Annotated in this window: 13 protein-coding genes and 1 pseudogene; 9 read left to right on the forward strand and 5 right to left on the reverse strand. The window is 61.1% G+C overall.

Features of this window, described 5'->3' with window-relative positions; translation table 11 throughout:
* Positions 1-356 precede the first annotated feature (356 nt).
* The 5 genes from GA0061105_RS23625 (at position 357) to GA0061105_RS23645 (ending at position 2,477) form a co-directional block, all read left to right on the forward strand.
* Positions 357-803 (forward strand): RrF2 family transcriptional regulator, encoded by a 447-nt coding sequence (locus GA0061105_RS23625; protein ID WP_092753246.1) that lies wholly within the window; start codon positions 357-359, stop codon positions 801-803.
* 113 nt (positions 804-916) lie between these two features.
* Positions 917-1,303, forward strand: a complete 387-nt coding sequence (locus GA0061105_RS23630; protein ID WP_092753248.1) for a DUF6152 family protein — start codon at positions 917-919, stop codon at positions 1,301-1,303.
* Positions 1,304-1,312: 9 nt separating this feature from the next.
* On the forward strand, positions 1,313-1,783 hold the full coding sequence (locus GA0061105_RS23635) for a DUF6644 family protein (protein ID WP_092753250.1): 471 nt from the start codon (positions 1,313-1,315) through the stop codon (positions 1,781-1,783).
* Positions 1,784-1,899: 116 nt separating this feature from the next.
* Entirely contained in the window at positions 1,900-2,181 is a 282-nt protein-coding gene (locus GA0061105_RS23640) for a YlcI/YnfO family protein (protein ID WP_092753252.1), read from the forward strand.
* On the forward strand, positions 2,178-2,477 hold the full coding sequence (locus tag GA0061105_RS23645; protein ID WP_092753254.1) for a type II toxin-antitoxin system RelE/ParE family toxin: 300 nt from the start codon (positions 2,178-2,180) through the stop codon (positions 2,475-2,477). Before GA0061105_RS23640 ends, GA0061105_RS23645 begins: the two co-directional genes overlap by 4 nt.
* On the opposite strand, the gene betA is transcribed toward GA0061105_RS23645, so the two are convergent.
* From betA to betI, 3 genes are all read right to left on the reverse strand, one after another.
* Positions 2,478-4,127 carry a choline dehydrogenase gene (gene betA, locus GA0061105_RS23650; RefSeq protein WP_092753256.1) on the reverse strand — a complete coding sequence of 550 codons (1,650 nt, stop codon included), beginning with the start codon at positions 4,125-4,127 and terminating at the stop codon, positions 2,478-2,480. It lies immediately after the preceding gene.
* A gap of 210 nt (positions 4,128-4,337) precedes the next feature.
* Positions 4,338-5,801 (reverse strand): betaine-aldehyde dehydrogenase, encoded by a 1,464-nt coding sequence (gene betB, locus GA0061105_RS23655; RefSeq protein ID WP_092753258.1) that lies wholly within the window; start codon positions 5,799-5,801, stop codon positions 4,338-4,340.
* A 1-nt stretch (position 5,802) separates the two neighbouring features.
* On the reverse strand, positions 5,803-6,438 hold the full coding sequence (gene betI / locus GA0061105_RS23660; RefSeq protein WP_245294303.1) for a transcriptional regulator BetI: 636 nt from the start codon (positions 6,436-6,438) through the stop codon (positions 5,803-5,805).
* Positions 6,439-6,611: 173 nt separating this feature from the next.
* Between betI and GA0061105_RS23665 the strand changes: the two genes are divergently transcribed.
* The 4 genes and pseudogenes from GA0061105_RS23665 (at position 6,612) to GA0061105_RS23680 (ending at position 10,635) form a co-directional block, all read left to right on the forward strand.
* A complete protein-coding gene (locus GA0061105_RS23665) occupies positions 6,612-7,160 on the forward strand; it encodes an HdeD family acid-resistance protein (RefSeq protein ID WP_064692180.1) in 549 nt (182 codons plus the stop codon).
* 179 nt (positions 7,161-7,339) lie between these two features.
* Positions 7,340-7,582: a ribbon-helix-helix domain-containing protein gene (locus GA0061105_RS23670; RefSeq protein WP_064692181.1), complete on the forward strand. Its 243-nt coding sequence runs from the start codon at positions 7,340-7,342 to the stop codon at positions 7,580-7,582.
* Between the two features lie 158 nt (positions 7,583-7,740).
* Positions 7,741-9,559, forward strand: a pseudogene (locus GA0061105_RS23675) (GGDEF domain-containing protein).
* Between the two features lie 77 nt (positions 9,560-9,636).
* The gene (locus GA0061105_RS23680; RefSeq protein ID WP_092753260.1) at positions 9,637-10,635 is read left to right on the forward strand and encodes an NAD(P)H-quinone oxidoreductase; all 999 of its coding nucleotides are present in this window, start codon (positions 9,637-9,639) and stop codon (positions 10,633-10,635) included.
* 82 nt (positions 10,636-10,717) lie between these two features.
* Here the strand turns inward: GA0061105_RS23680 and GA0061105_RS23685 are convergent, their stop codons facing one another.
* Both GA0061105_RS23685 and GA0061105_RS32950 read right to left on the reverse strand, forming a co-directional pair.
* On the reverse strand, positions 10,718-11,971 hold the full coding sequence (locus GA0061105_RS23685) for an MFS transporter (protein ID WP_342587654.1): 1,254 nt from the start codon (positions 11,969-11,971) through the stop codon (positions 10,718-10,720).
* Positions 11,972-12,634: 663 nt separating this feature from the next.
* The gene (locus GA0061105_RS32950) at positions 12,635-12,943 is read right to left on the reverse strand and encodes a hypothetical protein (RefSeq protein ID WP_167358577.1); all 309 of its coding nucleotides are present in this window, start codon (positions 12,941-12,943) and stop codon (positions 12,635-12,637) included.
* Positions 12,944-13,261 lie beyond the last annotated feature (318 nt).

Here is a 13,261-nt window from a genome sequence, read left to right on the forward strand (position 1 = left end):
TTTCGAAAGCTGCGGCCACTGGAGCAAATATCTCTCCGAAGCTGCCGCGATGCAGAAAAGCAGCCGCTTCGCGGTAAAATTCCGCGTCGGCAGCTTGAATGTCTATAAAATTAGTAGGGTTACACGCAGCCTGTCAATCCGAAATCTGAAGTGATGCCGGAAAGGGTGCGCAGTGCCTGGTTTAGGCGTAGATTACAGGAGGTTGGCCGAGGGCAGAAAACAACGCCAAAATGCTTGTTCCTCAAGGCTTTCTCCGGCGCGTTCAAATTCCGTTCATGCTGGTTGTGCCATAGAGGCGAAAGTACTTCCGTAGCGGCGCCGGCATTCGCGCCGCGTGTGTGTGTCGATGGTCTGAGATGATTACGCAAAAGGCGAAATACGCGCTCCGGGCGCTCACGGTTCTGGCGGATGCCGATGCCGACGAACCGGTGATGATTTCCGATATTGCTGCGCAGCAGAAGATCCCGAAGAAGTTCCTCGAACAGATCCTGCTCGACCTGAAACATCACGGTATCGTCGTCAGTCGCCGGGGCAAGCAGGGCGGTTATCTCCTTCTCAAGCCTGCCCATACCATTACTTTCGGCGAGATCCTGCGCATCATCGATGGCCCGATCGCGCCGCTGCCCTGCCTGTCGATCACCGCCTACCGCAGGTGCGACGATTGCGACGGCGAACAGAACTGCGAAATCCGCCACGTCTTCGCCAAGGTGGCCGACGCCACCCGCAAGGTGCTGTTCTCGACGACCATCGCCGATGCCGTCGGCCCTAGGCACGGCGCCGAAGTCACCCGCCTGCTCGCCTGAGCATCGCAGCTTAAGAAACCCGGCGGGATGTCTTTCTTCAAGATTTGGTGAAATGCCTTTCCTCGCGGTCGCGACGCTCCACCTGCCTGTTCATTCGGGTAGGGAGAATATCCATGTTTGCACTTTCGACAAAGCACGTGCTGGCTGCCGTCGGTCTGTCGGCTGCCCTTGCAACGAGCGCTGCCGCCCATCACGGCTGGTCGTGGGCCGAGGCGGACCAGATCGAGCTTCGCGGCTCCATCGAGAAAATTTCGATGGGCGGGCCGCATCCAACCCTCGATGTCGCCACTGCAGATGACGGCATCTGGCGCGTCGAACTTGGTAATCCGCGCCAGACCGAACGCTCCGGCTTCGTCGAAGGGGTCGCCAAGCCCGGCGACCAGGTAATTGCCCTTGGCAACCGATCGCAGGATCCGAAGGAAAAGCGGATGAAGGCCGTGCGCATCACCATCGGCGAGAAGCGCTACGATATCTATCCCGACCGCATCCGGACGAACTGACCCGTCGTCATGGATGTTCTCGAATGGCTGTCGGCTACGGCGCCGGCCGTGGCGCTGCGGCGCTCCGCGACGCTCTACATGGTCGTCAACGCCGCTCACATTCTGTCGATCGGCCTCCTCGTCGGCGCCATTCTGCCGCTCGATCTCAGGCTTGCCGGCTGCTTCCGCAAGGTGCCTGTTGCGGTCGTCGCGCCGTTTCTTTCCCGTTCGGCCGGAGTCGGCCTCGTTCTGGCGATTGCGACCGGCTTCTGCCTCTTCAGCGTGCGGGCGGTCGAATATGCTGGAAATCCGGCTTTCCTCACCAAGCTCGGGCTGATTGCCGTCGGTCTACTCAACGTGTTGGTGGTGCACGTTGGGCAGGGTTGGCGAACGGCAACCACGGTCGGTATCCTAAGCCCTGCCGTTAGAGTTTCGGCGGCCCTGTCGGCGGCGATATGGATCGCCGCACTTGTGGCAGGGCGCTGGATCGGATTTCTGTGATGGGATCGCTCTAAACTTTCTCAGCCGAGCCGCGTACGACTGCGTCAGTGGAGGGGAGTTGAAAAGAACACACTAATCCGTCATATTGCATTGCAATTGCAACGCATGAGGAAGTCATGAAAACGGCATCGCTCCCATCCCTTCGCGTGGATCCTGAATTGCGCGCTGCCGCCGAAAGCGTTCTGAAAGAAGGCGAGAGCTTGTCGTCGCTGATAGAGGACTCTCTTCGCCGCCAGATCGACTACAGAAGGACCCAAGCGGAGTTCATCGCCCGGGGACTGGCTGGCTTGGCGGAAGCGCAGCGAACCGGTGTGTTTTACACAACGGACGATATTCAGGCATTGATGCGTAGAAAGCTCGAAAAGGCGAAAGCGCGTAAGGCAACACAGCAGAAATGACCTTCGAGCTCAAGTACACGCAGACCTTCTATGAAGATCTGGACCGGCTTGCCGATTTTCTCATCGAATATGATCCGGATTTGGCGGCACGTGCCCTCCATGCCATCCAAAAAGCTCTGATGATACTTGAGGATTTCCCGCTGATCGCCCGACGCGCATCTCCGGACGATCCTTTGCTGCGCGAGCTCGTCGTACCATTCGGTTCAGCCGGATATGTCATTCTTTTCAAAGTGATCGACGAAACGAGTGTCATTGTCCTCGCCGTCCGTCACCAACGCGAAGAAGACTACCACTGACTACCGATCGCTCACGGCCCAGCGCGGGTTGACCCAGGGCTCCTGGTTCGAGCGCGCCAGCGGCTGTTTGGCGAGGATATGGTCGGCGGCCTTTTCGCCGGTCATGATCGATGGCGCGTTCAGGTTGCCGTAGGTGACGTGCGGAAAGATCGAGCTGTCGGCCACACGCAGGCCATCGACGCCGATCACCCGCGTCTGCGGATCGACCACCGCCATCGGATCATCCTTGGCGCCCATCTTGCAGGTGCCGCAGGGATGGTAGGCGCTTTCCAGATGTTCGCGCAGGAAGGCGTCGATCGCTTCGTCGCTCTGAACGCCTTCGCCCGGCTGGATCTCCGGGCCACGATAGGCGTCGAAGGCACTCTGCCCGAAGATCTCGCGGGTCAGGCGCACGCAGTGGCGGAACTTCTCCCAGTCTTCCGCATGGCTCATATAGTTGAAGCGTAGCACCGGATCGGCTTTCGGGTCGGGCGAGCGCAGCGTCACGCTGCCGCGCGATTTCGACAAGTTGTAGCCGACATGCACCTGGAAGCCGTGGCTTTTCGCCGCCGCCTTGCCGTCATAGCTGATGGCTACCGGCAGGAAATGATACTGGATGTCGGGCTGCTTTAGCCCGGGCGCCGAGCGCAGGAAGGCGCAGGCCTCGAACTGGTTGGAGGCGCCGAGCCCGCCCTTCGACAAGAGCCATTGCGCGCCCGCCACCCCCTGCCAGAACCAAGGCAGCCAGGAATACAGCGATACCGGCTTGGTGCTGACCTGCTGGAAATAGAATTCCATATGATCCTGCAGATTGGCGCCGACGCCCGGCCGATCGGCCTTCACCTTGATGCCCATCTCTTGGAGATGTGCCCCCGGACCGATGCCGGACAGCATCAGAAGCTTCGGCGAATTGAAGGAGGAGGCCGAGACGATCACCTCGCGGTTCGCCTTCACCACCTCTGTCCTGCCGCCGCGTTCGATCTCGACGCCTGTGGCACGGCCGTTCTCGATGACGATCCGGCGCGCCAGACCATAAATAATCCCGACATTGTCGCGCTTCAGCGCTGGCTTCAGATAGGCGTTGGCGGCAGACCAGCGGCGGCCGGCAAAGATGGTCTGCTCCATCAGGCCGAAGCCTTCCTGCTTGCTGCCGTTATAATCCTCCGTCGTCTCGAAGCCGGCCTGTTTGCCCGCCTCGACGAAGGCGGTGAACAGCGGATTGGTAAAGCCGCCGCGCTGCACATGCAGCGGCCCGTCGGTGCCGCGCCAGCCCTCTTCGCCGCCATGCGAATGTTCCATCCGCTTGAAATAGGGGAGGACGTCGGCATAGGCCCAGCCGCTGGCGCCGAGCTCTTCCCAACGGTTGAAGTCCTCGGCATGGCCGCGCACATAGACCATGCCGTTGATCGAGGAGGAGCCGCCGATCACCTTTCCCCGCGGCGCGGTGATGCGCCGGTTGTTGAGGTTCGGCTCCGGCTCGGAAAGATAGCCCCAATTATAGCGCTTCATGCTCATCGGCCAGGCAAGCGCTGCCGGCATCTGGATGAACGGCCCAAAATCGCTGCCGCCCGCCTCGATAACGATGACGCTGTTCTTGCCGTCCTCCGAGAGGCGATAGGCGAGCGCCGAGCCGGCCGAGCCCGAACCGATGATCACGAAATCTGCTTGCATGGTCTTGTCTTTCTCGATTTGCCCTTCGTCCGGCTGCTTGTTCGCCGGGCCTGCCCCTCATCCGGCTGCCGCCACCTTCTCCCCGTTCTGACGGGGAGAAGGGATATGCCGCGACCTCTCCGTCCCCCTACGCCGCTCGTATGGCACGTCCCCTCTCCCCGCGTGCGGGGAGAGGGTTAGGGTGAGGGGCGGACGCAGGCACGGATGTCTTCAATAAGGCGCCGCCACCGGCCCCATGCCGACGTAAACCGTCTTCAACTCGGAATAATGCTCGAGCGCGGCCAGCGAATTCTCCCGGCCGAAGCCCGATTGTTTTGAGCCACCGAAGGGGATTTCCACCGGGCAGAGATTATAGGTGTTAATCCAGAGCGTGCCGGCTTCCAGCCGGTCGACGACGCGGTGGGCGCGGGTGAGGTCGGCGGTGAAGACGCCGCCGGAGAGGCCGAATTCGCTGGCATTGGCGCGGCCGATCACCTCGTCCTCATCGTCGAAATCGAGCACCGACATGACAGGCCCGAAGATCTCTTCCCGCGCGATGGTCATGTCGTCGGTGACGTCGGCAAAGACGGTCGGCTGCACGTAGTAACCTTCACCCGAAACATTGTTCGGAATGCCGCCGCCGGCAACGAGTGTCGCACCCTCGGCCTTGCCCTTCTCGATATAGGCGATCACCTTCTCGCGCTGCGCCCAGGAGACCATCGGGCCGATCTGCGTCGCCTCATCAAGCGGATCACCGATCAGCATCGCCTCGGTGCGCGCCTTCAGCCGCTTCAGGAATTCGGCCTTGACGGTCTTCTGCACGAAGACGCGCGTGCCGTTCGAGCAGACCTGGCCGGTGGAATAGAAATTGCCGAGCATCGCCCCGCCGACGGCCGAATCGAGATCGGCGTCGTCGAAGACGATGAGCGGCGACTTGCCGCCGAGCTCCATCGTCACATGCTTGAGGCTGCCGGCCGCCGCCGCCGCGACCCTGCGGCCGGTGGGCACCGAGCCGGTCAGCGACACCTTGGCGACATCGGGATGGTTGACGAGCAGAGGGCCGGTGTCGCGGTCGCCCTGGATCACGTTGAAGAGCCCCTTCGGCAATCCCGCCTCGTGCAGGATCTCGGCGATCTTCAAGGCCCCGAGCGGCGTGTTTTCCGAGGGCTTGAACACCATGGCATTGCCTGCGATCAGCGCCGGCGCGCCCTTCCAGCAGGCGATCTGCTGCGGATAGTTCCAGGCGCCGATGCCGACGCAGACGCCGAGCGCCACGCGCTTGGTATAGGCAAAATCCTGGCCGAGCGGGATATGGGCGCCGTTGAGGCCGGCCGGTGCGACGCCGCCGAAAAACTCGAAGGCATCGGCACCCGAGGTCGGGTCGGCGACAACAGTCTCCTGGATCGGCTTGCCGGTATCGAGCGTCTCCAGTTCGGAAAGCGCGCGATTGCGCTCGCGCATGATCTCGGCGGCGCGCTTGAGGATGCGGCCACGCGCCATCGGGCTCATCGCTGCCCATTCCGGCTGGGCGCGCTTGGCGGCTGCAATCGCTTTCTCGACGATATCAGGCGTTGCCGCATGCAGCCGGGCGATCACCTCGCCGGTGGCCGGATAGAGGCTCTCGATGACGGTGCCGTCGGTATCCTCGACATATTCGCCGTCGATGAAGTGCGAGGCTTTCGGCTGGGCTTTCATGTCATTTGTCCTTGGGGTGCTCGATGTGGTCGTTTCTTCTCCCCTGGGCGGAAGGGGAGGTGGCGGCTAACAGGGCATTGACATAATCTTCCGTCAGCGCGATCGAGGCTTCCATGCCGATCGGCGCCGATTTCAGACTTTGCCTGATATAAAGCCCGTCGATCATCGCCGCAGCGCCCTCGGCGATGCGTTCTGCGGCGTCGCTCGGCAGCAGCGCTTTGAGATCGGCCAGCAGGTTAGAACGCAGCCGCCTGGCGTAGATCACCAGGAAGCGCCGCGTCTCCTCGGAGCGCTGCGCTTCGGCATAAAAGGCAAGCCAGGCGGCAATCGTCTCCGGCGCAAACTGGTCGGCATGGAAGCTGACGCGGATGACGGCTGAAAGCCGTTCTCGCGGGGTCTTGGCCTGCTTCAGCGCCGCCACTGTATCGCGGCGCAGCTGCCTGAGAAGCGAGCGGATCGTCTCGATCAGCAGTTGCTCCTTGCTGCCGAAATAATGGTGCGCAAGGGCAGGCGACACGCCGGCCTGGCGGGCGATATCGGACATAGTAACGGCAAGGGAGCCGTGATCGCCGATCACCCGCAGCGCCGCGTCGACAAGCGCCTTGCGGCGCACCGGCTCCATTCCGACCTTCGGCAAACCCGCAACTCCCTGAAAACGGCGCGATATGTTACTTTTGAGTATGTTACTTTTGTCCATATTATTTTTGATTGACTGATCAATCAATAAAAATCTTTCTCGATATCATCCGCCGTCGCATCTTTCCCCGGGCCATTGCTGCAACATATTCACCCCTAAGGGGAGGTGCGTTCATGGCGGATGTCTTCGACGAAACGCCGACATCGCAGCTGCAGTCGAAATGGGTCTGGTTCGTCGGGCTCGGAGTGCTGCTCTTCGTCTGCGGCCTGATCGCACTCGGCAACCTGATGCTCGCCACCGTCGTTTCCGTCTATTACGTCGGCATGCTCATGCTGTTCGGCGGCGTGATCTATCTCGTCCACGCCTTCCAGGTGCGCGGCTGGGATCACGTGCTCTTCTGGGCGCTGAGCGGCCTGCTCTATGTGCTTGCCGGCATCTCAGCCTTCGTCAATCCGATCCTGACATCGGCGGCGCTGACGCTGTTTCTGTCGCTCGCCCTCGTCATCGCCGGCGTCTTCCGCACCTGGGTCGGAAGGAAGATGAAGCCGGCCAAAGGCTGGGGCTGGATCGTCGCAAGCGGCGTCATCACCGTGCTCGCCGGTTTCGTCATAGCGCTCGGCTGGCCGCTGAACAGCCTTTGGGTCCTCGGCCTGTTCCTCGCCGTTGATCTCATCCTTCAGGGCTGGACGATGATCGCCTTCGGCCTTGGCATCCGCAGCTGAAACGGTGGAAAGCCGTTTCTTTTTTGACAAGAACACAGCGGGGGATTAGACTTTAGGGATTATGCGGACAGTTCCGGTGCGAATGCACCAAAGCATCGGCGCAACCGCCTGGAATGCCGAAAAGGTCATGCGTCCCCCAAAGGCAGGGTAACTGCCTGAAGAAAAAAGGGAGGAAGTTCATGCCGATGGTCACCGTTTCCATCTCTCCGCAGCAGGCAGCGGGCATCCGTGCCGCCGTCGACACCGGTGGTTATGCCTCGAGCAGTGAGGTCGTCCGCGAGGCGCTTCGCCTCTGGGATACTGCCCGCAAGCTCGGCGAAATCAAGGCCGATATCCTCGACGACGAGAGTGTCGCCTCCGGCGGCAGATGCGTCGCCGACATGTTCGCCGATCATGAGGCGCAGCGCCGTCGCTCCGCCTGAACAAGCGCCTGATTGTATTGGTAAATTCAAATAAACGCGTAACGCGTGGCGAGCGTTCGCGTCTTTCACAAAACTTTCATATTGGCGAAAGGGTTCGTTGATCCTTCTGCGGCAAGTTCCTGACCAAGAAGAACAAGTCGCAGTGGAGATCAGCCACAATGAAGACTGGAATATCTTCGGCTGCCGTCGTGGAGCCGGGCGTGCTGCGCCGTTACGCCAGCGATCAGATCGTAACGCTTGCCAAGCTCGTCGTTGAAAACGCCTTCCAGCCGATCGTCGAGGCCGGCACCGGTACGGTGTTCGGTTACGAGTCCCTCATGCGCGGCCAGGATCGCATCGGCTACGACACGCCGGCCGACATTCTCGACGAAGCGCATCGGGCCGGCCAGCTCGTGCAGCTCGAGCAGATGGTCGCCAGCCGCGCGCTCGCCAAATTCGCGACCCTGTCGAATTTCTCCACCTCGACGCTGTTCCTCAATCTCGATGTTCGGCTGATCCCCGATGGCGAGCGCCTGGTCGAGAGCCTGCTGCAACATTTGCGGACGGCGAATATTCCGCCGTCCTCCATCTGTTTCGAATTCTCCGAACGTTTCGATAATACCAGCGTGCCGGAGTTTTCGGCTCTTGTTTCGAAGCTGCGCAAGGCCGGGTTCAAGCTCGCCATCGACGATTTCGGCGTCGGCCACGGCGAAATGAAGCTGCTCTGCGATCATCCGGTCGATTACCTCAAGATCGACCGCCATTTCGTCGCCGATATCGATCGCAGCCCCCGCAAGCGCCACCTGCTGAAGAGCATCGTCAATATTGCCCATGTGCTCGGCACCCGTGTCATCGCCGAAGGCATCGAAACCGAAGCCGAATTCATTGCCTGCCGCGAATATGGCGTCGATCTCGTCCAGGGTTGGTTCATCTCCCGCCCGACGACGCATGTTTCCGAACTGGCGCCGTCCTTTCCGCATCTGCAGGAGCTCGACAAGAGCAAGCGCAACAACCAGTCTCTGGACGAAATCCTCATCCGCAAGCAGATCGAGCTGCTGCCGGCGGTTTACGAAAACGACAGCATCGACAGCGTCTTCGAGCTTTTTCGCCGCAACCCGCGCCAGGCCTTCTTTCCCGTTCTCAACGCCAATGACGAGCCGCGCGGCATCATTCACGAGCATCATCTCAAGGAATATATCTATCAGCCCTTTGGCCGTGATCTTCTGAAAAACAAGATGTATGAGCGCTCCATTTCGCATTTCGTCGAGATGGCGCCGATCGTCGGCCTCGACAGCGATGCCGAGCAGCTGATGGCGATCTTTGCCAATATGGAGGGCAGCAACTGCCTGATCCTGACCGACAATATGCGTTATGCCGGCGTCGTCTCCGCCGCTTCGCTGATCAAGGTCATCAATGAGAAACAGTTGAAGACCGCCCAGGACCAGAACCCGTTGACCGGCCTGCCGGGCAATCGCGCCATCCGCGATTTCATGCGCCAGTCGGGCCGTGACGGCGATCAGGTTCGCCATTTCTGCTATTGCGACTTCGACAACTTCAAGCCGTTCAACGATGCCTATGGGTTCCATCTCGGCGACCACGCGATCTCGCTGTTTGCCGCGCTGATGCGCCGCTATTTTTTCGCTGAGCGGCATTTCCTCGGCCATGTCGGCGGCGACGATTTCTTCATCGGCGTCGTCGGCTGGACCAAGGAAGAGCTGACCGAGATCCTCGACCGGCTGATCAGCGATTTCCACGACGATGTGCTCGATCTCTATTCCGACGAGCACCGTGCGGCCGGCCGCATCCTCGGCCACGATCGCACCGGCACTGAGGCCCTGTTCCCGCTGATGCGCTGCTCGATCGGCGTTCTGGAAGCTGCCGGATGGCCTTGTTATCGACGATATCAACCGCGTCAGTGCCGAAATCGCCGTCATCAAGTCGGCCGCCAAGGAGAGCGAGGAGGGCCTCGCCTTCCATTTCCTGGGCGAGGCGAATTGACGCCCTTGCTGCTTCCAGCCTTCCCAAGCCGGCTGGGCTGATCTATTCCGAACCTTCGGGATCAGGAGGGCCGCGCTATGCCACTGCCTCAGCAAATGCGTTTCGTCGATCTGCCGTCCTTCGGCGGGCCGGATGTGATGGTGATCGGCAAGCGTCCGCTGCCGGTGCCGGGCGAAGGCGAGATTCTCCTGCGTGCCGAGGCGATCGGCGTCAATCGTCCCGATATCGCCCAGCGCCAGGGCAGCTATCCCCCGCCCAAGGATGCGAGCCCGATTCTCGGGCTGGAACTCTCTGGTGAAATCGTCGGCGTGGGGCCTGGCGTCAGCGGTTATGCCTTGGGCGACAAGGTCTGCGGCCTCGCCAATGGCGGCGCCTATGCCGAATATTGCGTCCTGCCGGCCGGTCAGATCCTGCCCTTTCCCAAGGGATACGATGCTGTGAAAGCCGCGGCGCTTCCCGAGACCTTCTTCACCGTCTGGGCCAATCTCTTCCAGATGGCCGGACTGACCGAAGGCGAGAGCGTGCTGATCCATGGCGGCGCGAGCGGCATCGGCACCACCGCGATCCAGCTTGCCCGCGCCTTCGGCGCCGAGGTCTACGCCACGGCCGGCTCGAAGGAAAAATGTGAGGCCTGCGAAAGGCTCGGCGCCAAACGCGCCATCAACTACAGGAGCGAGGATTTCGCCGCGGTGATCAAGGCCGAGACCGGCCAGGGCGTCGATATCATCCTCGATATGATCGGTGCCGCCTATTTCGAGCGCAACATCGCCTCGCTGGCAAAGGACGGCTGCCTGTCGATCATCGCCTTTCTGGGCGGGGCCGTCGCCGAAAAGGCCAACCTCTCGCCGATCATGGTCAAGCGCCTGACGGTCACCGGCTCGACCATGCGCCCGCGCACGGCCGAGGAAAAACGTGCCATCCGCGACGATCTGCTCTCCGAGGTCTGGCCGCTGCTGGAGGCCGGAACCGTCGCACCGGTTATCCACAAGGTCTTCGCCTTCGAGGATGTTGTTGAGGCGCACCGCCTGCTGGAAGACGGCAGCCATGTCGGCAAGGTCATGTTGCGCATTAGCTGAGCGTCAGCGCGATGCCGACGGCGTGAATGCTGGGCAGCCATCAGCAGATAAAGCCTAGTGCGCCCGACACGCCGACCGCACCTCAGGCCGGCTGCCGCGCCTGGCGCCGTTCGCGTTCGAGATAGATCAGGGCTGCAATCGCCGCCACACCCGCGCCGGCGCCGACGAAGGCGGTGCCGGAATAATCGGTGATTTGAGTGCCGAGGGCGAAGAGCCCGGCGGCGATGCCGGTGCCGATGAAGGTGTTGAGCGAGATGAGCGAGGTTCCGAGCCCCGGCCGGTCGGCGATCAGGTCCTGCAGATAGGTGATTGGCACGCTGAGGATTGCCGCCGCGCCGCAGGCATTGAGGAGGAGCAGCGCATAGATGTGCCAGGGGGCGGAAGCAAATCCGAGCAGCAGCAGATAGGCGCAATAGATCAGCGCCCCGAAGGCGAGCACATGCGCGGTGCGCAAGCGCCGTTGCGCCATCCCCCACATCATCATGAACGGCATTTCGAGAAGCGCTGTCAGCCCGGCGATGAAACCGACGTCGACCACGCTTCCGCCGGCCGCATGAGTGATGATCAGCGGCAGCAGCATGGCGTTCAGCCGCTGCAGTCCGAACAGCATCGCCATGACGACGACGCGGATCAGCACGTTCGGCATGAAGATGCGTTTCAGCGAGGCAAGGAAGCCGACCGGATCGGGGGCAGGGCCGGCGGTGCCGTTGCCGGGGGCGAAGAAGAAATACAGGCAGAAGCAGACGCAGCTGGCGAGCGCCGCGATGCCATAGGCCGGCGTCATCGATGCTGAATTGGCAAGATAAAGGCCGATCAGCCCCGGCGCCAGCGCCCAGGAGCCGGAAAACAGCGCCCGCACCGTGGACGTCACCGCCGCGCCCTGGCCGCGCTCCATCTGGTTGGTCCTGGCGCGAAGGCTGGCGAAAAGCAGCGAATAGGTGGAATTGCTCATCGGCACCAGCAACAGCGTCGAGACGATGAAGACGGCAGGACTGTGGACGAGCGCGATCGATCCGAAGCCGAGCATGCCGGCGACCGAAAGCGCCAGCACCAGCGGCCGCCGCTCCTTAAGCCTGTCCGACCAGATGCCGAGCGTCAGACTGGTCGCGACGTTGACGATCGCCGAGAAGAACACCAGCGCCGAATAGGCGCCATTGCTCAAGCCCAGTTCGTTGATGCCGATGATCGACTGGTAAGGCGCGGTCGAAGCATAGGTGAAGGCGAGCGCGACGAGCGTCACGGCGGGAATGCGGATCCTGTTGTCGCGCAGGATGAGGGAAAAACTGGATGACATGGGAGCGGTTCCTGACGCACCACTCTTAGCTGCATCGGACACATGAGAGAAACGATAGTTTTCGATCGCTTCGGTCAATTTATGTGATGATCGTCTGCTTCAGATTTGCGCTGTTAAACTGGAGAGCCAGAACTCGATCTGCCCGAACGGGAGAACGTTTCCGAGGAAGCCGACCAGCGCTGAGGCAATGGACATCAAGGCCAATCCCAGGAGCGTTCCAAGGATGATGCCAACACTTGTCTTTTTGGGGCGGCGGGCCAACCAGCACGCCAGACTGAGAGAGACGAGTGCGAAAAATACCCACAATATCGACTCTGAAATGGATAGGCCTGATTGCAAGATGATTCCCTCGAATTCGGACTGGGTTGCAGGATAACCTCTCGACAGGTCCGATCTCAACGCCGGTCTTGGCGCGAGGCGGACAAAGCTGGCGCACCCCCAGCAGCCTCAAAATCTTGGATGGCGGGGTTGAGGTTCGACCGGCAGCAGGCGCAATTGTCTTCTATTCCGCCCCATTGCGGTTCGTGCTGCGGATGCCCACCCCACCCTCCGTCCTGCTCGGGCTTGACCCGAGCATCCACGCTGGCCCGATCAGTGGCGGCGATGGATAACCGGCTCAAGGCTTGGAATGATGGAATCATTGGGTCGCTTCGGCGTAATTACGCGCCGTGCTGTCACCGGGTTGACTCTACTGATCTTCTGCTCTTAGTGCTCGCCGTGGTTGATAAATTGGGTGGGACGATGAATATTCGCACTATTGGCGCTGTCGCGATTTCTTTCGCCGTTGCAGGTTGCACCCACGTTCCGGAGACGCCCTTTGAACGCCTCTTTCGTCGGGGTGCGAATGATTGTCATTTTCCCATTACGTTGGAATCGACGAGAAAAGTCATGGAAACTCTCGAGATAGATTATCCCACCAGAGCACAATTCTGGGAAGCTATATCCGAGGTTTGCAAAGCGGCGAAAGCTGGAAATAAGAGCAAAGCCATCCAAATCCGGGTTCGTGATAGCCACGGTGTCCTGCGAAAAATCGTTGTTGAAAGAGAATAGCAGCAGCGGTCAGATGCGCCAAGAGCAACGCCAAATGGGCTGGACGAGGGACCTTAATCATCATCAGGCTCGGCTCTAGGATTTGCGCTGGCCTCCTTCAGCAGCGGACATGGATCCTCGGCTCAAGGCCGAGGAGGACGGAATGTGCGGTGGCGCCTCCGTCAAACATCCCGCCGACGCGTCGGCGGCGCCGGGACCCCGCAGCCACGAAACAGGCCACGTGAACCCCGTTGGCTTTCGCCGCGTGACGCGTTATGCCTGCCGCATCCCGCCAGCATTCGG

The sequence above is a fragment of the Rhizobium aethiopicum genome (assembly GCF_900094625.1).
Taxonomy (GTDB): domain Bacteria; phylum Pseudomonadota; class Alphaproteobacteria; order Rhizobiales; family Rhizobiaceae; genus Rhizobium; species Rhizobium aethiopicum.

Bases quoted from the DNA above. Each gene is read 5' to 3' on its own strand.
- betB (WP_092753258.1), bottom strand. From the start codon at position 5,801: ATGAAAGCCCAGCCGAAAGCCTCGCACTTCATCGACGGCGAATATGTC.
- betA (WP_092753256.1), bottom strand. From the start codon at position 4,127: ATGCAAGCAGATTTCGTGATCATCGGTTCGGGCTCGGCCGGCTCGGCG.
- GA0061105_RS23630 (WP_092753248.1), top strand. From the start codon at position 917: ATGTTTGCACTTTCGACAAAGCACGTGCTGGCTGCCGTCGGTCTGTCG.
- GA0061105_RS23645 (WP_092753254.1), top strand. From the start codon at position 2,178: ATGACCTTCGAGCTCAAGTACACGCAGACCTTCTATGAAGATCTGGAC.
- GA0061105_RS23665 (WP_064692180.1), top strand. From the start codon at position 6,612: ATGGCGGATGTCTTCGACGAAACGCCGACATCGCAGCTGCAGTCGAAA.
- GA0061105_RS23625 (WP_092753246.1), top strand. From the start codon at position 357: ATGATTACGCAAAAGGCGAAATACGCGCTCCGGGCGCTCACGGTTCTG.
- GA0061105_RS23680 (WP_092753260.1), top strand. From the start codon at position 9,637: ATGCCACTGCCTCAGCAAATGCGTTTCGTCGATCTGCCGTCCTTCGGC.
- GA0061105_RS23640 (WP_092753252.1), top strand. From the start codon at position 1,900: ATGAAAACGGCATCGCTCCCATCCCTTCGCGTGGATCCTGAATTGCGC.
- GA0061105_RS23635 (WP_092753250.1), top strand. From the start codon at position 1,313: ATGGATGTTCTCGAATGGCTGTCGGCTACGGCGCCGGCCGTGGCGCTG.
- GA0061105_RS23670 (WP_064692181.1), top strand. From the start codon at position 7,340: ATGCCGATGGTCACCGTTTCCATCTCTCCGCAGCAGGCAGCGGGCATC.